This window comes from Aeromonas simiae, from assembly GCF_000820125.1.
In the GTDB taxonomy this organism is placed as follows: Bacteria; Pseudomonadota; Gammaproteobacteria; order Enterobacterales; family Aeromonadaceae; genus Aeromonas; species Aeromonas simiae.
Window position 1 is genome coordinate 65,416 of record NZ_CDBY01000066.1, and the last position, 20,818, is coordinate 86,233.

General features: G+C 65.2%; 17 protein-coding genes. 1 reads left to right on the forward strand and 16 read right to left on the reverse strand.

Annotated features, from left to right (window positions below; translation table 11 throughout):
- Positions 1-17 precede the first annotated feature (17 nt).
- From BN1134_RS14315 to BN1134_RS14390, 16 genes are all read right to left on the reverse strand, one after another.
- A complete protein-coding gene (locus BN1134_RS14315) occupies positions 18-827 on the reverse strand; it encodes a glycosyltransferase family 2 protein (protein WP_052449503.1) in 810 nt (269 codons plus the stop codon).
- Positions 828-978: 151 nt separating this feature from the next.
- On the reverse strand, positions 979-2,403 hold the full coding sequence (gene mgtE, locus BN1134_RS14320) for a magnesium transporter (RefSeq protein WP_042048046.1): 1,425 nt from the start codon (positions 2,401-2,403) through the stop codon (positions 979-981).
- Positions 2,404-2,580: 177 nt separating this feature from the next.
- The gene (cysG, locus tag BN1134_RS14325) at positions 2,581-3,981 is read right to left on the reverse strand and encodes a siroheme synthase CysG (RefSeq protein ID WP_042048047.1); all 1,401 of its coding nucleotides are present in this window, start codon (positions 3,979-3,981) and stop codon (positions 2,581-2,583) included.
- Between the two features lie 12 nt (positions 3,982-3,993).
- Positions 3,994-4,806, reverse strand: a complete 813-nt coding sequence (nirC, locus tag BN1134_RS14330; protein ID WP_042048048.1) for a nitrite transporter NirC — start codon at positions 4,804-4,806, stop codon at positions 3,994-3,996.
- 49 nt (positions 4,807-4,855) lie between these two features.
- Entirely contained in the window at positions 4,856-5,173 is a 318-nt protein-coding gene (gene nirD, locus BN1134_RS14335; RefSeq protein ID WP_042048049.1) for a nitrite reductase small subunit NirD, read from the reverse strand.
- Between the two features lie 2 nt (positions 5,174-5,175).
- On the reverse strand, positions 5,176-7,719 hold the full coding sequence (nirB, locus tag BN1134_RS14340; RefSeq protein ID WP_042048050.1) for a nitrite reductase large subunit NirB: 2,544 nt from the start codon (positions 7,717-7,719) through the stop codon (positions 5,176-5,178).
- Between the two features lie 233 nt (positions 7,720-7,952).
- The gene (hslU, locus tag BN1134_RS14345) at positions 7,953-9,281 is read right to left on the reverse strand and encodes an HslU--HslV peptidase ATPase subunit (RefSeq protein ID WP_042048052.1); all 1,329 of its coding nucleotides are present in this window, start codon (positions 9,279-9,281) and stop codon (positions 7,953-7,955) included.
- A gap of 54 nt (positions 9,282-9,335) precedes the next feature.
- Entirely contained in the window at positions 9,336-9,869 is a 534-nt protein-coding gene (gene hslV / locus BN1134_RS14350) for an ATP-dependent protease subunit HslV (protein ID WP_042048054.1), read from the reverse strand.
- Positions 9,870-10,000: 131 nt separating this feature from the next.
- Positions 10,001-10,840 carry an SPOR domain-containing protein gene (locus BN1134_RS14355; RefSeq protein ID WP_042048055.1) on the reverse strand — a complete coding sequence of 280 codons (840 nt, stop codon included), beginning with the start codon at positions 10,838-10,840 and terminating at the stop codon, positions 10,001-10,003.
- Between the two features lie 3 nt (positions 10,841-10,843).
- Entirely contained in the window at positions 10,844-12,589 is a 1,746-nt protein-coding gene (gene argS, locus BN1134_RS14360) for an arginine--tRNA ligase (RefSeq protein ID WP_042048056.1), read from the reverse strand.
- Between the two features lie 252 nt (positions 12,590-12,841).
- Entirely contained in the window at positions 12,842-13,912 is a 1,071-nt protein-coding gene (locus BN1134_RS14365; protein ID WP_042048057.1) for a heparan-alpha-glucosaminide N-acetyltransferase domain-containing protein, read from the reverse strand.
- On the reverse strand, positions 13,909-14,481 hold the full coding sequence (locus BN1134_RS14370; RefSeq protein WP_042048058.1) for a TetR/AcrR family transcriptional regulator: 573 nt from the start codon (positions 14,479-14,481) through the stop codon (positions 13,909-13,911). Before BN1134_RS14370 ends, BN1134_RS14365 begins: the two co-directional genes overlap by 4 nt.
- 421 nt (positions 14,482-14,902) lie before the next feature.
- Positions 14,903-16,894, reverse strand: coding sequence for an exoribonuclease II (locus BN1134_RS14375; RefSeq protein ID WP_042048059.1), 1,992 nt, complete (start codon positions 16,892-16,894; stop codon positions 14,903-14,905).
- A 204-nt stretch (positions 16,895-17,098) separates the two neighbouring features.
- Positions 17,099-17,605 carry a DinB family protein gene (locus BN1134_RS14380; protein WP_042048060.1) on the reverse strand — a complete coding sequence of 169 codons (507 nt, stop codon included), beginning with the start codon at positions 17,603-17,605 and terminating at the stop codon, positions 17,099-17,101.
- A 79-nt stretch (positions 17,606-17,684) separates the two neighbouring features.
- Complete coding sequence (fghA, locus tag BN1134_RS14385) at positions 17,685-18,524, reverse strand: S-formylglutathione hydrolase (RefSeq protein ID WP_042048062.1); 840 nt, start codon at positions 18,522-18,524, stop codon at positions 17,685-17,687.
- 46 nt (positions 18,525-18,570) lie between these two features.
- Entirely contained in the window at positions 18,571-19,698 is a 1,128-nt protein-coding gene (locus BN1134_RS14390; protein ID WP_042048063.1) for an S-(hydroxymethyl)glutathione dehydrogenase/class III alcohol dehydrogenase, read from the reverse strand.
- A gap of 110 nt (positions 19,699-19,808) precedes the next feature.
- Here BN1134_RS14390 and BN1134_RS14395 point away from each other — a divergent pair, with 110 nt between their 5' ends.
- The gene (locus BN1134_RS14395; protein WP_042048064.1) at positions 19,809-20,717 is read left to right on the forward strand and encodes a LysR substrate-binding domain-containing protein; all 909 of its coding nucleotides are present in this window, start codon (positions 19,809-19,811) and stop codon (positions 20,715-20,717) included.
- Positions 20,718-20,818: the final 101 nt, after the last annotated feature.

The window sequence follows — 20,818 nt, forward strand, 5'->3', positions numbered from 1 at the left end:
GCCGGTGGTTGTTTGAGTCAAGGGTGGAGGCTGCGTTGCAAGCGTTTCAGGTTTTTGCTGAAGCGCCGTTTTAGGCGCCACTGGTAGAGCCAGACCACGAAACGGGAGAAGTGCTTGTGGGCAAAATAGAGCTCGTTGCGGTAGTAGCTCTCGGCAAAAAAGTGATTGGCGATGCCGGTGTCGACGCCACCAGTGTCGCTGCGCAGGTGTTCCAGCTCGGCCTGGGGCCAGAAGATCATCTTCTCGCCAGCCCGATAGCAGCGCAGGCCATAATCGGCGTCTTCCCTGATAGCTAACTGCTGAAAGTACTCATCGAAATAGCCTACCCGCTCTACAACCCCCTGTTCGATGCTGAAGTTGCATCCGGTCAACGTATTGGTCGTCCCCTTGTGTTGGCAGTCGTTGCGTCCTGTGACCTTGATCATCCCGTTCATGAATGGCGGTGTTTGAGCTGGACGCTTATCGGCATCCTTGCTGACCACGACGCGGCCCTGCACCACGGTATAGCCGGCCTGATGGGCGTTGACGTGCTCCTGGATGAAGTGGGTCGAGAGGCGGACATCGTCATCGATAAAGATCAGAATGCGGCCCGCTGCCTCGCGCAGGGCCCGGTTTCTGGCCTTGGTAAGACTGGGGGCTTGGTGAAACAACTTGATGCGATCTTGTACCGATGCCAAATAGGCCTGGGTTTCCGGCAGATGGGTGGCGGTCTGATCGACCACGATCACCTCGAAAGAGGGGTAGGTCTGATTGAGCACATCACGGATGGTATCAACCAGCATCGCTTCCCGGTTATAAGTACAAATCAGGACACTGACATCCAGCATAAACCACCCATTGCTTCATGATTGAACGCGGGATTATCTTGAGTGCACCCCTGTGCGTCAAGATAATGTAAAACATCGTCAGTTCACTTGTGTCTTGGCCTGGCCGCGATGAGAGGGCTGTCACCATGATGGCGACTACGCTCCCCGCCCGCTACAGCAAAAACACCGTGGCCAGCCCCAGGAAGATGAAAAAGCCGCCGGTGTCGGTGATGGCGGTGATCATCACGCTGGAGCCGAGGGCCGGATCGCGGCCGAGGCGGTTCATGGCCATGGGGATGATGACCCCCATCAGTGCCGCCACCAGCAGGTTGAGCATCATGGCCAAGGTCATCACGGCGCCGAGCGCCAGATCCTGATAGAGCAGGAAGGTGACCAGCCCCATGATCCCCCCCCAAATGAGGCCATTGATGAAGGCGACGCCCAGCTCGCGCAGCAGCAGGAAGGAGAGGCTGCCGCTTTGGATCTGCTGCAACGCCAGGGCGCGCACTATCATGGTGATGGTCTGGTTGCCGGTGTTGCCACCGATGCCGGCGACGATCGGCATCAGGGCCGCCAGCGCCACCAGTTGCGAGATGGTGTTCTCAAACATCCCGATCACTCGCGAGGCGACAAACGCCGTACACAGGTTGATGGCCAGCCAGGCCCAGCGGCGGCGCACCGCCTGCCCAACCGGTGCATAGACATCTTCTTCTTCGCTCAGGCCGCCCATGCGGCGCAGGTCGGTGTCGCTCTCTTCATAGACCAGGTCGACCACCTCTTCGACCGTGAGGCGGCCCATCAGCTTACCCTTGGCATCCACCACGGCGGCCGACAGCAGGTTGTCCCGCTCGAAGGTGCGGGCGGCCGCCTCGTCGTTCTCTTCCGGATCGAAGGTGACCGGATTGTGCTCCATTACCAGATCGACCCGGGTGTGTGGCTGGTGCAGCAGTATGGTGGCCAGCGTCAGCTCACCGAGCAGGCGGTTGCGGCGATCGGTGACAAACAGCTTGTCGGTGTTGGCCGGCATGTTGCCGCGTCGGCGCAGGTAGCGCTGCACCGTGCCGAGCGAGACATCGGGGCGCACCGTCACCAGATCGAAGTCCATCATGGCGCCGACCGAATGCTTGCCGTAGCGGATCACCTCGCGCACCCGCTCCCGATCCGATGGCGCCATGGTGGTGAGCAGGCGTCCCATCAGGTTGCGTGGCAGCGACTGGCCCAGATAGATCTGATCGTCGATGTCGAGGGTTGCCAGCGCCTGCAACAGCTCCTTGTCGCTCATGTCGCTGATGAGGCTCTCCCACACCGTCTCGGAGGCCTCGACCAGCACCCGCGCCCGCTTGTCCGGGTCAACCAGTGCCCACAGGGCGTGGCGCTCATCGGGGGGCAGTGACTCCACCGCATCGGCGATGTCGGCCGCCGGCAGGCGGTTGACCAGGGTGGCAATCTCGCTGGCCCGCTCGCGCAGCACCGCATCGAGCGGCGCATCGGCGTCGCGCAGGCTGTCGGTGAGATCGTCGTCGGCCAGCAGCATGGTCAGGATGCGATAGCGATCCTGCTCGCGTTGCTTGGCGCCGTTGCGGATGGTGAGAGACATAGAAGAGGTGTTCCTGAATGCGACTGGACTCTGAAGATAGGCCATAGGATACCAGACCGACGCGCCCATGTTATGACAGTCCGCACGTGAACGAGTCGATGCCGGTCGTATGTCGGTGCTCGGTCAGCGGTCGAGGTGACAAGAGAAAAAAGCGCCTCAATGAGGCGCTGTGAGGGATCAGGCGCGGGCTTGCAGCGGGGTGGGGGCGGTACCGAACCAGACGAGCTGGTCGGCCAGGGTCACCACCGAGCCCACCATGATAAGGGCTGGGCTCTCGACGCCTTGTGCCAGCGCGGGCAGCTCATCGAGGGTGCCGCGAATGACCCGCTGGCTGGGCTGGGTGCCGCGCTCGATCAGCGCCACCGGGGTGTTGCCCCCCTTGCCATGGGCCAGCAACTGCTCGCGAATGGTGGCGCAAGATGAAAGCCCCATATAGAACACCAGGGTCTGTTTGTCTCTGGCCAGCAGTGGCCAGTCGAGATCCTGGGCGCCCCCCTTGCCGTGGGCGGTGACGAAACGCACGCTCTGGGCGTGATCCCTGTGGGTCAGCGGAATGCCGGCGTAGGCCGCGCAGCCGCTGGCCGCCGTGATCCCCGGCACCACCTGAAAGCCGATACCGCTACCCACCAGCGTCTCCAGCTCCTCGCCGCCGCGGCCGAAGATAAAGGGGTCACCCCCCTTGAGGCGCACCACTCGCTGCCCCTTTTTCGCCTCCTCCAGCAAAAGTTGGTTGATCCCCTGCTGCGGCACGCAGTGGTTGCCCGCCTGCTTGCCGACGAAGATGCGTTTGGCGTCGCGGCGCACCAGCGCCATCACCTCGTCCGAGACCAGCCGGTCATAGACCACCACGTCGGCCTGCTGCATCTGGCGCAGGGCGTGCAAGGTGAGCAGGCCCGGATCGCCGGGGCCTGCCCCCACCAGCACCACTTCGCCAGCGCTCTGGCTCTCCTCGGCAAACAGGCTATCGGCCAGCTGATTGGCAGAGGCGCTATCGCCCCGTGCCAGCGCCTGCCCGAGGCGATCCGCCCCGAGCAGCCGCTCCCAGAAGCGGCGCCGCTCGCTCATGCTGGCAAAGCGGGCCTTGACCCTAGCGCGCAGGCTGCCGGCAAAGGCCGCCACGGCGCCCAGATGTTGCGGCAGCATGGCTTCGAGTTTTTCGCGCAGCAGCCGGGCCAGCACCGGGGCCTTGCCGCCGGAGGAGATGGCCACCATCAGGGGCGAGCGATCGATGATGGACGGCATGATGAAGCTGGAGCGTTTCGGGTCGTCCACCACGTTGGCAAAGATCCGCGCCTGATTGGCGCTCTGGTAGACCAGGGCGTTCACCTCGCGCCGATCGGTGGCGGCCACCACCAGCCACTTGCCCGCTAGGTGCGCCGGCGCGAATTCGCCGGCCAGCCACTCAATGGCGCCGTCGGCCGCGAGCTTCGCCAGCTCGGGGTCGATCTCGGGCGCCACCACGGTGAGCTGGGCACCGGCATCCAGCAGCAGGCGCGCCTTGCGCTCGGCTACCTCGCCGCCGCCGACCAGCAGCACGGGTTTGTTATCGAGTCGGCAAAAGAGGGGCAAGTAGTCCATGGGGCCTCCGGATCAGGCGGTGTGGGTCTGGCTGACAGTGGTGACGGCGTCGCTCACCGCGACCGGGCGCTCCGCCTTCGGCGTGGCATACCAGTAGCCCAGCCCCATGAAGAGAGCGCCGGAGACGGTGTTGCCGAGGGTCACCCACAGCAGGTTGTAACCGATGCCGCCCAGGGTGTAGGCCTCTGAGTGGTTGCCGAACCAGGAGAGGGCGAACAGGGTCATGTTGGCGACCGAGTGTTCGTAACCGGAGGCGATGAAGGCCAGCAGGCACCACCAGATGGCGATGAACTTGGCCGCGCCTTCGGTGCGCAGCGCCATCCAGATGGCGAGGCAGACCAGCCAGTTGCACAGCACACCCTTCATGAACAGGGTCAGGGCCGGCGCCTGGGTCTTGGCCAGCGCCACCTTGTGGGCCAGGCTGCCCGCGTCTGGCAGCAGGCTGCCGCCGTAGGAGTAGATCAGCGCCACGAAGATGGAGCCGAGCAGGTTGCCGGCCCAGGTCTGCGGCAGGATGCGCAGCAGGTCGCCCATGGCAATCTTGCCCGCTTTCACCCCGAAGGTGAGGAACATGGTGTGGCCGGTGAACAGCTCGGAGCCGGCGATGATGACCAGGGTCAGGGCGATGCCGAAGGTGGCCCCCATCACTAGCGGGCGCACGCTGGGGTCAACCAGGTTGCCGAGGGTGAAGATGAGGATGATGCCAAGGCCCACATAGGCGCCGGCCATGGCGGAGCTGAGCCAGAAGCCGAGCTTGTCGCTGCGCTCGAAGCGGTTGATGCGGGCCGCGTTGGCGGCGCACTTGTTGATGGTGTCTGTGTACATTGTTTGCGTCCTTAACAGGGCTGCCCGAGGGCAGCCCACAGCGTGAAAATCAGAGGCCGATCCATACTTCACGGCCGCGCAGGGCTACCGGGTAGCTGGGCACCGAGATGGCGGGGTTGTCGAGGCAGAGGCCATCGCACAGGCGAAAGCGCTGCTTCTTGAGGGGGCTGGCGACCCAGAACTCCCCCTCGTGCTCGCCGATGAGGCCGCGCGACAGCACGTTGGCCTGGTAGAAGGGGTCCTGGTTGCCGATGGCAAACAGTTGCTCCTCTGCGGTTGGCCGGAAAATGGCCACCTGGCGCCCTTCGATCAGGGCGCAGACGCCGGTACCCGGCAGTATGTCGTCGAGTTGACAGGCAAGGTGCATGCTCAGGCCTCCATGTCGATCTGGTAAACGGGGATGCGCTCGGCCGGGGTGGCCGGTCGGTGCTGGTCGCGCTCATTGACGAACTGCACCTCGGGGTCGCGGCGATCGCTGTTGATGAAGTGGGCGAAGCGCTTCAAGGCCTCTGCATCGGAGAGGGTGCGCGACCACTCGCACTCGTAGCTGGCGATGAGCTGCTGCATGTCGGCTTCGAGCTGCTCGGCCAGGCCCAGCTTGTCGTCGATGATCACCTCGCGCAGGTAGTCGATGCCCCCCTCCAGGTTGCCGATCCAAGTGGCGGTGCGCTCGAGTTTGTCGGCGCTGCGCACGTAGAACATCATGAAGCGGTCGATGTACTTGAGCAGGGTCTCCCGGTCGAGATCGGCAGCCAGCAGCTCGGCGTGGCGCGGCTTCATGCCGCCGTTACCGCCCAGATAGAGGTTCCAGCCGGCATCGGTGGCGATGATGCCGATGTCCTTGCCCTGGGCCTCGGCACACTCACGGGTGCAGCCGGAGACACCGAACTTCATCTTGTGCGGGGTGCGGATGCCCTTGTAGCGGTTCTCGAGGTAGACCCCGAGGCCGACGCTGTCCTGCACGCCGAAGCGGCACCAGGTGCTGCCGACGCAGGTCTTGACCATGCGCAGCGCCTTGGCATAGGCCTGACCGGTCTCGAAGCCGGCGGCCAGCAGACGGGTCCAGATGGCGGGGAGATCCCCTTTGTGAGCGCCAAACAGGCCGATACGCTGGGCACCGGTCACCTTGGTATAGAGCTTGAAGTCGCGGGCCACCTCGGCCAGCGCCAGCAGCGCTTGTGGGGTCACCTCGCCACCGGCCATGCGCGGGATCACCGAATAGGTGCCGTCCTTTTGCATGTTGCCGAGGAAGATGTCGTTGGTGTCTTGCAGCGGGGTGTGCAGCGGGCTCAGCACATATTCGTTCCAGCAGGAGGCGAGAATGGAGCCGACCGTCGGCTTGCACACCTCGCAGCCGTGTCCCTTGCCGTGCTTGGCGATCAGCTCGTCAAAGCTCTTGATCCCCTCGACTTTCACCAGATGCAGCAGCTCCTGGCGCGAATGGGGGAAGTGCTCGCATAGGTGGTGGTTCACCTCGATGCCCTGCTTGGCCAGCTCGGCGTTGAGCACCTGGCTGATGAGCGGCACGCAGCCGCCGCAGCCGGTGCCGGCGCCGGTGTGCTGCTTGATGGCGGCCAGGGTGGTGTGGCCGTCGGCCACGGCCTTGGCGATGTCGCCCTTGGAGACGTCGAAGCAGGAGCAGATCTGGGCGCTTTCGGGCAGGGCATCGACCCCCAGGGTCGGCTTGGCACCAGCGTAGGCAGGTAAGATCAGCGCGTCCGGGTGCTCCGGCAGCGGCAGGGCATTGAGCATCATCTGCAACAGGTTGCCGTAATCGTCCACATCCCCCACCAGCACGGCGCCGAGCAGGCAGCGGTTGTCTTCGCTCACCACGATCTTCTTGTAGACGCCAGCTTGGTCATCCTGAAACACATAGCTGTGGCTGCCCGGTGTGCGGCCATGGGCATCACCGATGGAGCCGACCGAGACGCCGAGCAGCTTGAGCTTGGCGCTCATGTCGGCGCCGGCAAACTGGTTGTCGCCACCGAGCAGTTGATCGACCGCTACCTGGGCCATCTTGTAGCCGGGGGCCACCAGACCGAAGAAGCGGCCCTGCCAAGAGGCACACTCGCCGATGGCGTAGATGTCGGGGTCGGAGGTGCGGCAGTGGTCATCGATGATGATGCCGCCGCGCTCGGCCACCGCCAGATCCCCGTAGCGGCCCAGGGTATCTTGCGGGCGGATACCGGTAGAGAAGACCACCACGTCCACCTCGAGCTGGGTGCCGTCGGCAAAGGCGAGGCGGTGTTTGGCCTCCTTGCCGCCGTGCATCAGGATCTCGCGGGTGTTCTTGCTGGTGTGTACCTGCACGCCCATCGACTCAATCTTGCGGCGCAGCAGCTGGCCGCCCTGGCCGTCGAGCTGCTCGGCCATCAATACGGGGGCGAACTCCACCACATGGGTCTCGAGACCGAGCGCCTTGAGGGCGCCGGCGGCTTCAAGGCCAAGCAGGCCGCCGCCGATCACCACGCCGCTCTTGCCCTCTTTGGCCGCGTCACGGATCGCCTTGAGATCCTCGATGGTGCGGTAGACGAAGCACTCGTGGTGCTGGCTGCCCTGGATGGGCGGCACCCAGGGGTAGGAGCCGGTGGCCAGCACCAGCTGGTCGTAGGGGACGACGCTCTCCTTGTTGGAGTGGATCTCGCGTCGCTCCCTGTCGATTTTTTTCACCGCTTCGCCGAGCAGCAGACGGATGCCGTGCTTCTCGTAGAAACCCGGTTTGACCAGGGAGAGATCTTCGCTTGTATGGTGGGAGAAATAGGAGGAGAGGTGGACGCGGTCATAGGCGGGACGGGGCTCTGCACCGAAGACGGTGATCTCGAAGCGGTCGCCGCCGCCACGTTCGATCAGCTCTTCGATGAAGCGGTGCCCCACCATGCCGTTGCCCACGACGACCAGTCTGATTTTGCTCATGGTTGCCTCAAGTTGGAGTAATAAAACATCACAGTTGGGGCAAGGCTACCGAGTGGCGCACTGGTCACGATTGATGCAAATCAAGTGTCCATTTATATATCTCGTCAGGGGTAATTTTATAAAATTCAATGATATACCTAAATAGGTATACCAGTGGCCCATTCCGGCGTGCCGTGCGGCCATAAAAAAACGCCTCCGCGAAGGGAGGCGTTCGGTTTCGGCGTAATGGGCGCTTAGAGGATGAAGCGGCTCAGATCCTCGTCCTCGATCAGGGTGCCGAGGTGGGCGTTGACGTAGGCGGCGTCGATGGTGAAGGTCTGGCCCGACTTCTCGGAGGCGTCATAGGAGATCTCCTCCATCAGCCGCTCCATCACGGTGTGCAGGCGGCGGGCACCGATGTTCTCGGTGCGCTCGTTGACCTGCCAGGCCGCCTCGGCCAGCCGGCGGATGCCGTCGGCGGTGAAGGCGATGGTGACCCCTTCGGTGGCCATCAGCGCCTGGTACTGATCGGTCAGGGAGGCGTTCGGCTCGGTCAGGATGCGCTCGAAGTCCTCGGTGCTGAGGGCGCCGAGTTCAACACGGATCGGCAGACGACCTTGCAGCTCGGGGATGAGATCGGACGGACGGGCCACCTGGAAAGCGCCGGAGGCGATGAACAGGATGTGGTCGGTCTTGACCATGCCGTGCTTGGTGTTGACGGTGCACCCTTCGATGAGCGGCAGCAGGTCGCGCTGCACCCCCTCGCGGGAGACGTCGGGGCCGGAGACCTCACCCCGCTTGCAGATCTTGTCGATCTCGTCGATGAAGACGATGCCGTTGTTCTCGACCACTTCGATGGCCTTCTGCTTGAGCTCCTCGGGGTTGACCAGCTTGGCGGCCTCCTCCTCGGTCAGGGCCTTGAGAGCCTCCTTGACCTTGAGCTTGCGCTTCTTCTTCTGGCCCTGCCCCAGGTTCTGGAACAGCCCTTGCAACTGGTTGGCCATCTCCTCCATGCCCGGCGGGGTCATGATCTCGACCCCCATCGGGGAGGCGGCCAGATCCAGCTCGATCTCCTTGTCATCGAGCTGCCCTTCGCGCAGCTTCTTGCGGAAGATCTGGCGGGTGTTGGAGTTGTCGGCCTTCTCCTCCTCGCCCCAGCTGTTGCGCGGGTTGGGCAGCAGGGCGTCGAGGACGCGCTCCTCGGCGGCCTCCTCGGCGCGGAACTTCATCTTCTCGACCTCGCTCTCGCGCACCAGCTTGATGGCGGCGTCGGTCAGATCGCGGATGATGCTGTCCACCTCCTTGCCCACATAGCCCACCTCGGTGAACTTGGTGGCTTCAACCTTGATGAAGGGGGCGTTGGCCAGCTTGGCCAGACGGCGGGCGATCTCGGTCTTGCCCACGCCGGTCGGGCCTATCATCAGGATGTTTTTCGGGGTCACCTCGTGGCGCATCGCCTCATCGAGCTGCATGCGGCGCCAGCGGTTGCGCAGCGCCACGGCCACGGCGCGCTTGGCGTCGGCCTGGCCGATGATGTGTCTGTCCAGTTCGTGGACGATTTCTCTCGGGGTCATCTCGGACATGATGGGGTTCCTGTGTCGGGGGCGGCACGGCCGCCCCGCAGAAGAGGGGAGCGCTTATTTCGGCTCGTAGTCCAGCACTTCGATGGTGTGGTGCTGGTTGGTGAAGACGCAGATGTCGCCGGCGATCTTGAGCGCCTTCTCGACGATGCTCTTGGCATCGAGTTCGGTGTTCTCGAGCAGGGCGATGGCGGCGGACTGGGCAAAGTTGCCGCCCGAGCCGATGGCGATCAGGTCGTGCTCCGGCTGCACCACGTCACCGTTGCCGGTGATGATGAAGGACTTGTGCTCGTCGGCGACCGCCAGCAGCGCCTCGAGGCGGCGCAGGGCGCGGTCGGTGCGCCACTCCTTGGCCAGCGCCACGGCGGCGCGCTCCAGGTTGCCCTGATGGGCTTGCAGCTTGGCTTCGAAACGCTCGAGCAGGGTGAAGGCGTCGGCGGTGCCACCGGCAAACCCAGCCAGCACCTTGCCGTTGTAGAGGCGGTGTACCTTGCGGGCATTGCCCTTCATGACGGTGTTGCCAAGGGAAACCTGGCCATCGCCACCGATGACGACCTGACCGTTGCGGCGAACTGAAACTATGGTGGTCACTTGCTGTACCTCGCTTGGGGCCATAACCCCGGAGCAGCGGGGTCGACTGTGCATGGAGACAGAAGTGGGGACGGGTGGCAGCCTTTTCAAGGCAAAAAAAAACGCCGGCAGCGCCGGCGTTGGTCACGGGATTACTGTTTGCGCGGGATGCAGCCGCTGATGCCGGAGGCCTGCAACTGCTTGTTGGCCGCGTCGGCGGCCGCCTTGCCGTTGAACGGGCCGACCACCACCTTGTAGACGGTGCCATTGGCGCCGTTGACGATCTGCAAGCTCGACGAGAGGCCGGCGGTGAAGGCGATGCGCGCCTTGAGCGACTCGGCAGAGTCCTGCGAGCGCAGCGCCGCACACTGCATGATGTAGCGCCCGCTGTCGGCGCTGGCCGCGGCGGCCTTGGCTTTCTCGGCCTTCTCGCGCTCCAGCTCGGCCCGCATCTCGCGCTCGAGACGCTCACGCTCGGCCTTGCGATCGATCACCTGCACCTGCGCCTCGCTCACCGGTGCGGCGCTGCCCGGCTTGACCGTGGGCTTGGCCGGCTCGACCGGACGCACCGTCTGGCCGGGTTGGGTCAGCGGGGTGCCCGGTTGTGGCACCTGGGTCTCGACCGGCTTGGGCAGCCGCTCGGGTTGCAGGGTCACGGTCTCGGCCGGCTGCGGCGGCAGCACGCCCGGCTGGGGCGGCGGCTCGATGATGTCGACCTGCTTGTTCTCCAGCCGCTCCATGTAGCTCCACTTCTCCTGCGGCAGCCCCGGCTTTTCGGGCTTGGGCTTGTTGGCGCGCACCTGCTCCTCGATGGAGGGGCTGGAGCTGCCTTTGCCGCTGATCATGTAGAGGAAGCCACCGAAGCCGGCCAGCAGCACGGCGGCCGCCAGAACCGGGATCAGCGGGAAGCCGCGCTTGGGGGCCGCCCGCTTGCTGTTACGCCCACCGGCCCGCCTGCGCGGGCCGCTGCCGACATAATCCCGTGTCGCCATAGGTTACATGCGCTCCAGGGTGTGGATACCCAGCACATCGAGACCCAGCTTGAGCACCTTGGCGGTGGCGGCGCACAGCAGCAGACGGCTCTGGCGGCTGGCCTCGTCGACGCCATCCTTGTTGATCGGGCAGGCTTCGTAGAAGGTCATAAAGTTGCCGGACAGCTCGTACAGGTAGGTACACAGCAGGTGCGGCATCCCCTTGTCGGCCACGCCGTTGACCGCATCGCTGAACTGGAGCAGCTTCTGCGCCAGCACCTCTTCGGCCTCTTCGGTCAGGACGATGTGGCCGCTGAGGGTGGCCGCATCGACCTCGGCCTTGCGGAAGATGGACTGGATCCGGGTGTAGGCGTATTGCAGGTAGGGGGCGGTGTTGCCCTCAAACGACAGCATCAGATCCCAGTCGAACACGTAGTCGGTGGTGCGGTTCTTGGAGAGATCCGCATACTTCACCGCCCCCATGGCGATGGCGTTGATCACCTTGGCGCGCTCTTCGCCCTGGATGTCGCTGTTGCGGCTGTCGAGCAGGGCGCCGGCGCGCTCCTCGGCTTCGTTCAGCAGATCCTTGAGCTTGACGGTACCGCCGGAGCGGGTCTTGTAGGGACGGCCATCCTTGCCCAGCATCATGCCGAAGGCGTGGTGCTCGAGGGGCACGGACTCGGGGACATAGCCGGCGTTGCGCACTATGGTCCAGGCCTGCATCAGGTGCTGGTGCTGGCGGGAGTCGATGAAGTACATGACGCGCTCGGCCTTGAGGGTCTCGTAGCGGTACTTGGCACAGGCGATGTCGGTGGTGGTGTAGAGGAAGCCGCCGTCGCGCTTTTGGATGATGACGCCCATGGGCTCGCCATCCTTGTTCTTGAACTCGTCGAGATAGACCACCAGGGCGCCGTCGTCCTCGACCGCCAGTCCGCGTGCCTTCAGATCGTCGGCAATGGCGGGCAGCATGTCGTTGTACATGGACTCGCCCATGATGTCCTTGCTGGTCAGGGAGACATTGAGGCGGTCGTAGTTGCGCTGATTCTGCTCCATGGTCATGTCGACCAGCTTCTTCCACATGGTGCGGCAGTACTCATCGCCCCCTTGCAGCTTGACCACGTAGCCGCGGGCCCGCTCGGCGAACTCGGCGTCCTCGTCGTAGCAGCGCTTGGCCTGGGTGTAGAAGGCTTCCAGATCCTGCAACTCCATGTCGGAGGCGCTCTCGTTCTCCATCTTCTCCAGGTAGGCGATCAGCATGCCGAACTGGGTGCCCCAGTCGCCGATGTGGTTGGCGCGGATTACCTTGTGACCGAGGAACTCAAGGGCGCGGGTCGCCACGTCACCGAGCACGGTCGAGCGGATGTGGTGCACCGCCATCTCCTTGGCCACGTTCGGCGCGGAGTAGTCGACCACCACGGTCTGCGGCGCCGGCATCTTCACGCTGGCGGTAGCGGAGGCGTTGATGGCATCCACCTGGGCGGCCAGCCAGGCCTTGTCGAAGAAGAAGTTGATGAAGCCGGGGCCGGCGATCTCGACCTTGGCAACCTGGCTGGAGGCGGGCAGGTGCTCGATGATGGCGGCAGCCAGCTCACGGGGATTCTTGCCGGCCGGCTTGGCCAGCAGCATCGCCAGGTTGGTGGCCAGATCGCCGTGAGCCTTCTCCTTGCATCGATCGACTTGAATGCGGGCTTCCAGGTCGGCCGGCAGCAGACCGGCGGATTTGAGGTTGGCAACCGTCTGTTCAAGTAGATGATGAATATGCTCTTTCATAACTGACCACCAATGCTATGCGTCGAAAATGACTTGATTTAAGGGCGTGAATTTTACCCGCATCGGGCCGAGAACACCACCACGGGGGCGGCGGGGGAGTGGCGCGAACGGGGGCTGTCACGAATGGCGACCGTTTTGCGTAGCAGCTTGTGGTAATAAAACCGGTCGTTATCCATTTCTACTGCATAACTACGGCTTTTAACAGGATGATTGTCCCAGTTACTGATAATTAAGGCAGCATATTGCGCTGCATCAATCCTCGCACCTTTGCGGGAGGGGGGACGCGGTGCGGCGATCGCAGAGGCGACGCATCAGCCGCTCGAGCGGACCGCGACCGAAGCGACGCTCCCATTGTCTGGCAAACAGGGCGGCCGCCAGCAGATAGAGGAGGGCGGCCAGCAGCACCTGCCACGGCGTTTTTCCCTGTAACCAGCCGAGCGCCTCCAGCGCGCCCATGCCGAGCAGGATGTGGGCCATGTAGAGGGTGAGGCTCTGCCGCCCCATCGGCAGCAGCAGGCCTAAGGCTGGCGGGCGCCAGGCGCTTCCCATCAGCAGCAGGCACAAGCCGATGAGGGCGCAGGCGGCGCCACCGGCGAATAGCAGGTAAAGCGGTAAGGGCGGCAGGGGGGCCAGCGCAAACAGGGAGATCCAGGCCGGAAACAGGGCGGAGAGCGTCAGCGAGCTCCCCTTGGCCAGCAGGGCGGCCAGCGAGCCCCCCAGCACCATGCGCCACTGGGTGCGGCGCTCGCCGAGGGGCTGGCGGCTCAGCCACAGGCCGGCCAGCAGGAAGGCAAACCAGGGCACCACGGGGTGCCAGCCGTTGAACAGCAGGTTGCGTGCAAAGCCCACCGGTTGCCAGAACTCGGGGTAGCTGAGATCCGCCCAGCGCCAGCCGGCCTGATAGTCGAACAGGAAGATCAGGGTGACGAAGAGATCGGCCAGCCCCATCGCCAGCATCACCAGCAGGGAGGAAGGCAGGCGCAGGCAGAGGGCGGCGAGCAGGAAGTAGACCCCGTAGTAGTGGAGTATGTCGGCCGGAAACAGCAGCACGTTGAGCAGCCCGAGCCCCAGCAGGAACAGGCCACGCCGCGCCGTGTGGGCCGCCGCCGCGCCCCAGGCCATGCGGCGGGTGCCGAGCCCGAGGCCAACCCCGGCCAGCATCACGAAGGTGGCGGCCGAGCGCCCTTCCAGCGCGCTGAACAGGGCGGTGAGCCAGCCGGGCTGGCCTTGCGGCGCCCCCATGGCGAGGTGGAAGTTGACCAGCACCATGGCGCACAGGGCCAGCGCCCGCGCCAGATCCAGACCCTCGAGCCGCGTTGTCATCGGATTTCCCCCAGCAGATGAGTGAGCAGGGCGTCGAGATCGCCGCGCCCCATGCCGAGCGTGTCGCGCAGCGCCTGCCCCTCGATGGCGTCGATCAGCCAGCGGGCCAGTTGCAGTGGCTCGGCGCCCACGCGCACGCCCCCCTCTGCCCGCCCGCGAGTGATGGCGTCGGCCAGCGCCTGCTCGAGGCGCAACTGGTGGGCGGCAAACGGGGCGGCGAGTTCGGGGCGGCGCGCCAGCTCGGCCAGGATCTCGGTGCCGAGCAGCAGGTTGTCGGGCTGGCGGGCCCAGGCCAGATAGTCGCGAGCGAAGCGGGCCAGGGCCGCCGGTGCCGGCCCCTCTTGCAGTGCCGCCAGCATGGGGGTCAGCTCCTCGGCCTCGAGGGAGGCGATGAGCGAGATCAGCGCCTCCTTGCCCGGAAAGTGGTTGTAGAGGTTGCCAAGGCTCACCCCCGCGGCGGCGGCGATGTCGCGCATCCCGGTCTGGTGGAATCCCTTCTCGACGAAGCAGGCCAGTGCCGCCTCAACGATCCGCGCCCGTCGCGCCATTCTCACGCCTGCTGTGCCCATGTGCGCTCCTGTTTTCGCTCTGGGTTTTGCTCTGGGTTTCGCTCTAGGGCGGCGCCCTTGTGTCAGCCCCAGTGTGCATACATAGACTTGAGCGAACGTTCGTTCATTGTTGCTGGCTTCGAGTGTAGCTGTGGTAGCGGGAAGGGGGCAAGGGCCGTTTGGGGGCGGCTGGGCATGGTGGAGTGGGCGCCGGGTATGCAACACGAGTGTGTGGTGGGCATGGCCGAGTGGATTGAGGGGATAACACAGGCGTGTAGGGGCGGGCATGGCCGAGTGGATTGGGGGGATAAAACGGGCGTGTAGGAATAGGGCTAGCCGCGACGTGGTGAGCCGAAGCGGCGCAGCGGCCGGCAGGGGCATCGGCTCTTCGCCTGAGGGGGGAGTAACAGAGAGCCCGGCGTTGGCCGGGCTCTGTGGGGCATTACTCGGCAGCCGGGGTGTCGGCGGCCGGCGCTTCGGGCAGCGGGCCGGGGACGATGGCCACGGCGGGCTTGGCGACGATGGAGCGGGTCTCCTCCACCACCTCGGCCAGCTTCACGGCGAGGGTCTGGCCCAGCTCCATGATCGGCTCCTTGTCGAGGAAGACGCGGCCGCTGTCCCAGTTGCACTCCAGGCGATCCTTGTTGTCGAGGATCAGCTTGGCGGGCACGAAGGCGACGGCGCCGTTCTCGCGCAGGCGCACCTTGAGGCCGGCTCGCATCACGTCGATGATCTCGCCCTCAAACACCTTGTCGGTCGCCACCACAGGGGCCAGGAAGCGGGCATAGAGCCAGTCGGCGATGTCGCGCTCCACCATGCGGTGCAGGCGGCGGCAGTCGGTCAGGTGCTGGGTCAGCTCCTCGCTCGGGCGCGGCCCCGGCTGCTGGCCGGTGATCACCGCCTTGAGCAGGCGGTGGTTGACCATGTCGCCGTACTTGCGGATCGGCGACGTCCAGGTGGCGTAGGCATCCAGCCCCAGGCCGAAGTGGGCTCCCGGCTCGGACGACATCAGGGCATAGCTCTGGAAGCGGCGGATCTTGCCGTCCAGCCAGCGGGTGTCGAGGTCGTCGATCCAGCGGCGCAGGGCGCAGAAGCCCCCGAGGGTGGCGATCTCTTCTTTCTCGAACGGGGCCTCGGCCCCCTTGAGCAGCTCGATGGCGCCGTCGAGGGAGTCCTCATCGAAACCGGTGTGAACGTTGAAGATGCCGTAGCCGACGCTCTTGCCCAGCACTCGGCCGGCGCAGATGTTGGCGGCGATCATCGACTCTTCCACCATGCGGTTGGCGATGCGGCGCGGCGACATGTGGATGGCCAGCACCTCGCCGTTCTCACCCAGCTCGAAGTCGTAGTCGGGTCGGTCCGGGAACACCAGGGCGTGCTCGGTACGCCAGCTGATGCGCGCCTCGGTCATGGCCTTCATCAGCGGCAGCTGGGCCAGCACGGCGGCGTCTATGTCGAGCGGCTTGTCGTGCTCGAACAGATCGGAGACGTCGTCATAGTTGAGGCGAGCGTGGGAGCGGATGCGGGCGGCGAAGAACTCGGTCTGCTCGTCCAGCAGGCCATCTTTGTGGATGGTGAGGCGGGCACACAGGGTGTCGCGCACTTCGCCCTCCTTCAGGGAGCACAGCTCGTCGGAGAGGGTGCGCGGGATCATCGGCACGTTGCGCCCCGGCATGTAGACGGTGAAGGCGCGCTGGGCGGCCTCCTTGTCCAGCTCGCTCCCCTCCGGCACATAGGCGGTCGGGTCGGCGATGGCCACCAGCAGCTCCCAGCCCTGCTCGGTTTCGCGGATGGCGAGGGCGTCGTCCATGTCCTTGGTCTTGGGGCCGTCGATGGTGAAGAAGGCGACGTCGGTGAGATCCTGGCGCGGCAGATCGGTTTCCAGATCCTGCCACTCGGGCAGGTCGGCCGGCTCGATCTGGGCCAGGTTGTGGCGCGCCAGCACCACCCACCAGGGCACGTTGTGGTCGTCCTTGTCGGCGATCTTCTCGATGATCTCGGCGAAGAAGCCGTTGTCATTGAGGGCGTGGCGCTTGAGGGTGGCGACCACCCAGTCCCCTTCCTGAAACGCTTTCTCATCCAGCCCCTTCTTCGGACGGGCCTTGATGGCGTCCTTGATGAGCGGGTGATCCGGCACCACGTTGAGGCGATCGCGGAACATCTTCACGCGCGCCACAAAACGGGTCAGCCCCGGTTCCAGCAGTTCATCCGGCTCGGCGACCTCCTTCTCCTTTTCGGTGCGGATCAGGGCGACCACGCGGTCGCCGTGCAGCACTTTCTTCATGTAGGGGGGCGGCACGAAGTAGCTGGTCTTCTCATCGACTTCGAGGAATCCGAAGCCCCGGTCGGAGGCGCGGATCACGCCCTCTTTCTTGGGGATATTCTCGCGGATTTGTTGCTTGAGCTGGGCCAGCAGCGGATTGTCTTGGAACATAATGGGGGACCTGAGTGATAAACGCCCAGCACTATACGGCCTTGGCCCCCCGATGCCAAGAAACGCGCCATGGAGACGGGGCGCGGTTGCCGCCAAAGGCGGCTTGGTACTCCTCTTCTGGCGCGCCCTGCGTCCAACCCTGACCTCTGGTGGGACAGCGCGGCCATGCGCCCACGCCGCGTCACGGGATCGGCATGGCCCGCTTTAGCGCAGGGGCAGCCCCAGCCCCCGATCGGCATTGAGCCGCATCAGCAGCCACTGTATCCCGGCGAGGTGCTGATGGTCATGACTGACCAGCAGGCGCACCAGCCCATCCAGGGTGATCTCCCCATAGTTGCCGTAACGGGCCCGCCGCGCCCAGGCCGAGGCGGGCAGCGCCTGAAGCCGCTCGACCGTCTCGCTGCGGGCGGCGCGAAAGCGGGCCAGCTGCACGGCGGGGTTTTGCTGGGGATAGTCATTGTCCTGGGCCAGCTGGTAGCCATCGAGGGACGCCAGCTCGGGCAGCGTCTCCGTCAGAGTGCGCACAAAGCGCACCTGATAGCCTTGGGTTTCGATGTCCAGCAGGTGGCAGAGGTGGCCCAGGGCCGAGAAGCGCTCGGAGGGGATGCCGGCCCAGTTGGCCGGCTCCCAGTTCAGGTGATCATCAGGCACTTGGTCGAGCAGTTGCTGGAATCGGTCAGGCATGGCCAGCAGGGTGGTGAAAAGGGGCATGTTGGTCTCCTGTTCCTTGAGTCATCAGGGCCGCCTCTCCTGGCGGCCCAAGGGGGATGGCGTGGTGTCACGCCTGGGGCTATGCCCCCAGATGGCGGGCGTGAAAGCGCAGGTGCGCCTCGATGAAGCTCGCCACGAAGTAGTAGCTGTGGTCGTACCCGGCGTGGCGCTCGATCTGCACCGGCCAGCCGGCGGCGCGGGCGGCCTCGGCCAGGGTGTCGATGCCGAGCTGCTCGGCGAGGAAGGGGTCGTCCAGTCCCACCTCGACCCGGCACGGCAGGGCGGGGGCGCCGCGCTCGCGCAGCAGCTGCACCGAATCCCACTCGCGCCAGCGATCTTGCTCCGCTCCCAGATAGGCGGTGAAGGCCTTCTGCCCCCAGGGGCAGTCCATGGGGTGACTGATGGGGCTAAACGCCGACACCGAGCGGTAGCGCCCCGGCTCGCGCAACGCGGCGATGAGCGCCCCGTGGCCGCCCATGGAGTGACCGCTGATGGCGCGCTGGCCGCTCACTGGCAGGGTGGCCTCGAGCAGGGCCGGCAGCTCGCGGGTGACGTAGTCGTACATGCGGTAGTGGGCCGCCCAGGGGGTCTGGGTGGCGTTGAGGTAGAAACCGGCCCCCATGCCGAGGTCGTAGGCCGGATCGTCGGCCACCCCTTCACCGCGCGGGCTGGTGTCCGGGGCGATGAGGGCGATGCCGAGCTCGGCGGCGACGCGCTGGGCGCCGGCTTTTTGCATGAAGTTTTCATCGGTGCAGGTGAGGCCGGAGAGCCAGTAAAGCGCCGGCACCGGGCCTTGCTCGGCCTGGGGCGGCAGGAAGACGGCGAGGCGCATGGGGCAGCCCAGGGTCTCGCTGTGGTGGCGGTACTGGCGGTGCCAGCCGCCGAAGCTCTTGTTGCTGCTGACCATTTCCAGGGTCATGGAGTCCTCCAACAACAGGCGCCCCGTGCGGGGCGCCGTGGTCACATCAGTAGTGGATGACGGAGCGGATGCTCTTGCCTTGGTGCATCAGCTCGAACGCCTCGTTGATCTGCTCAAGGGGCATGGTGTGGGTGATGAAGTCGTCCAGCTTGAACTCCCCTTGCATGTAGCGCTGTACATAGCTCGGCAGCTCGCTGCGACCGCGCACCCCGCCGAAGGCGCTGCCGCGCCACACCCGGCCGGTGACCAGCTGGAACGGACGGGTGCTGATCTCCTGGCCGGCGCCGGCCACGCCGATGATGACCGACTCGCCCCAGCCCTTGTGGCAGCACTCGAGCGCCGCGCGCATCACCTTGACGTTGCCGATGCACTCGAAGGAGAAGTCGACGCCGCCGTCGGTCATCTCGACGATCACCTCTTGGATGGGCTTGTCGTAATCATTCGGGTTGATGCAGTCGGTGGCGCCGAGCTTGCGGGCCAGCTCGAACTTGCTCTCGTTGATGTCGATGGCGATGATGCGGCCGGCCTTGGAGAGGCGCGCGCCTATGATGGCGGAGAGACCGATGCCGCCGAGGCCGAACACGGCGACGCTCTCACCCTCTTTGACCTTGGCGGTGTTCATCACGGCGCCGATGCCGGTGGTGACGCCGCAGCCGAGCAGGCACACCTCTTCGAGCGGGGCGGTCGGGTCGACCTTGGCCACGGCGATCTCGGGCAGTACCGTGTATTCGCTGAAGGTGGAGGTGCCCATGTAGTGGTAGATGGGCTGGCCGTCTTTGGAGAAGCGGGTGGTGCCGTCCGGCATCAGCCCCTTGCCCTGGGTGGTGCGGATCTTCTGGCACAGGTTGGTCTTGCCCGACTTGCAGAACTTGCACTCGCCGCACTCCGGGGTGTAGAGGGGGATCACGTGATCGCCCACCTTGACGCTGGTGACCCCCTCGCCGATCGACTCGACGATGCCGCCCCCCTCGTGGCCGAGGATGCAGGGGAAGACCCCTTCCGGATCATCACCGGAGAGGGTGAAGGCGTCGGTGTGGCAGACGCCGGTCGCCACCAGCTTGATGCGCACCTCGCCCGCCTGGGGCGGCATCACCTCGATCTCTTCGATGGAGAGGGGCTGACCCGGCCCCCATGCGATGGCCGCCTTGCACTTGATGCTCTGAACCTGTGCCATGAACTCGTCCTCCTGTGGGTTTGCGTTTGGCGCTCGGGCTAGAGTGTAGTTTCCCTCGTTTTTGGTGATAATCACCGTAAATATCAAATCACTTTTACATGTGAGCAATAATGCTGGGTTGGGAAGGGATCTGCGAATTCGTCAGCGTGGCCGAGCAGGGGGGCTTTACCCCGGCGGCGCGCAAACTGGGGTGCTCGGTGGCGCAGGTGAGCCGCCAAGTGGCCGGGCTGGAGGACAGGCTGCAAGCCAAGCTGCTGCTGCGTACCACCCGCCAGGTGCGCCTGACCGAGCTCGGCGAGATCTACTACCGCCACTGCCGCCAGCTGCTCGATCAGCTGCACGAGGCCGAGCTGGCCCTCGGCCGCCACCAGTCGGTGCCCCAAGGGAGCCTGCGCCTCACCGCGCCGGTCGCCTACGGCGAGAGCCGGGTCGCGCCGCTGGTCAATGACTTCATGACCCACTACCCCCAGCTCGAGGTGACCCTGACCCTGACCAACCAACTGCTCGATCTAGTGCAGGAGGGGTATGATCTGGCCATCCGCCTCGGCCACCTCAAAGACTCCAGCCTGATGGCGCGCCGCCTCGGCTCGCGCCTGCCGTTCGTCTGCGCCGCGCCGGACTACGTGGCCCGCTGCGGCGCACCGGCCACCCCGGACGCCCTGACCCATCACACCTGTCTGGTGGGCAACAGCGACGAGTGGCACTTCACCCGAGGTGGCGTCCCCGCCACGGTGCGGGTGCGCGGTCGGTTGCGCTGCCCAAGCGGTCACGCCCTGGTCGACGGCGCCCTCAAGGGGATCGGCATAGTGCAGCTGCCCGACTACTACGTGGCCGGCCACTTGGCCTCGGGCCGGCTGGTGGAGCTACTGCCCGAGTGGCGCGCACCGGAGGAGGGGATCTGGGCCCTCTATCCCCACAACCGCCACCTCTCCCCCAAGGTGCGCCTGCTGGTGGACTACCTGGCCGAGCGCCTCTGCCACACCGACTGGCCCGACTTGCAGCCCCCCATTCCGCTCTGATCCGGCCGCCGGGAGGAGAGTGAAAAAAGATCGAGTGGATCGCGTCTTGGTATTTTTATACGAGCGTATAATCAAGCCGTGAACCACAGCACAGGGAGACG

What these genes read in the sequence shown, in the direction of transcription:
- BN1134_RS14315 (WP_052449503.1), bottom strand. Translation starts at nt 827, where the DNA reads ATGCTGGATGTCAGTGTCCTGATTTGTACTTATAACCGGGAAGCGATG.
- mgtE (WP_042048046.1), bottom strand. Translation starts at nt 2,403, where the DNA reads ATGTCTCTCACCATCCGCAACGGCGCCAAGCAACGCGAGCAGGATCGC.
- cysG (WP_042048047.1), bottom strand. Translation starts at nt 3,981, where the DNA reads ATGGACTACTTGCCCCTCTTTTGCCGACTCGATAACAAACCCGTGCTG.
- nirC (WP_042048048.1), bottom strand. Translation starts at nt 4,806, where the DNA reads ATGTACACAGACACCATCAACAAGTGCGCCGCCAACGCGGCCCGCATC.
- nirD (WP_042048049.1), bottom strand. Translation starts at nt 5,173, where the DNA reads ATGCACCTTGCCTGTCAACTCGACGACATACTGCCGGGTACCGGCGTC.
- nirB (WP_042048050.1), bottom strand. Translation starts at nt 7,719, where the DNA reads ATGAGCAAAATCAGACTGGTCGTCGTGGGCAACGGCATGGTGGGGCAC.
- hslU (WP_042048052.1), bottom strand. Translation starts at nt 9,281, where the DNA reads ATGTCCGAGATGACCCCGAGAGAAATCGTCCACGAACTGGACAGACAC.
- BN1134_RS14355 (WP_042048055.1), bottom strand. Translation starts at nt 10,840, where the DNA reads ATGGCGACACGGGATTATGTCGGCAGCGGCCCGCGCAGGCGGGCCGGT.
- argS (WP_042048056.1), bottom strand. Translation starts at nt 12,589, where the DNA reads ATGAAAGAGCATATTCATCATCTACTTGAACAGACGGTTGCCAACCTC.
- BN1134_RS14365 (WP_042048057.1), bottom strand. Translation starts at nt 13,912, where the DNA reads ATGACAACGCGGCTCGAGGGTCTGGATCTGGCGCGGGCGCTGGCCCTG.
- BN1134_RS14370 (WP_042048058.1), bottom strand. Translation starts at nt 14,481, where the DNA reads ATGGGCACAGCAGGCGTGAGAATGGCGCGACGGGCGCGGATCGTTGAG.
- BN1134_RS14375 (WP_042048059.1), bottom strand. Translation starts at nt 16,894, where the DNA reads ATGTTCCAAGACAATCCGCTGCTGGCCCAGCTCAAGCAACAAATCCGC.
- BN1134_RS14380 (WP_042048060.1), bottom strand. Translation starts at nt 17,605, where the DNA reads ATGCCCCTTTTCACCACCCTGCTGGCCATGCCTGACCGATTCCAGCAA.
- fghA (WP_042048062.1), bottom strand. Translation starts at nt 18,524, where the DNA reads ATGACCCTGGAAATGGTCAGCAGCAACAAGAGCTTCGGCGGCTGGCAC.
- BN1134_RS14390 (WP_042048063.1), bottom strand. Translation starts at nt 19,698, where the DNA reads ATGGCACAGGTTCAGAGCATCAAGTGCAAGGCGGCCATCGCATGGGGG.
- BN1134_RS14395 (WP_042048064.1), top strand. Translation starts at nt 19,809, where the DNA reads ATGCTGGGTTGGGAAGGGATCTGCGAATTCGTCAGCGTGGCCGAGCAG.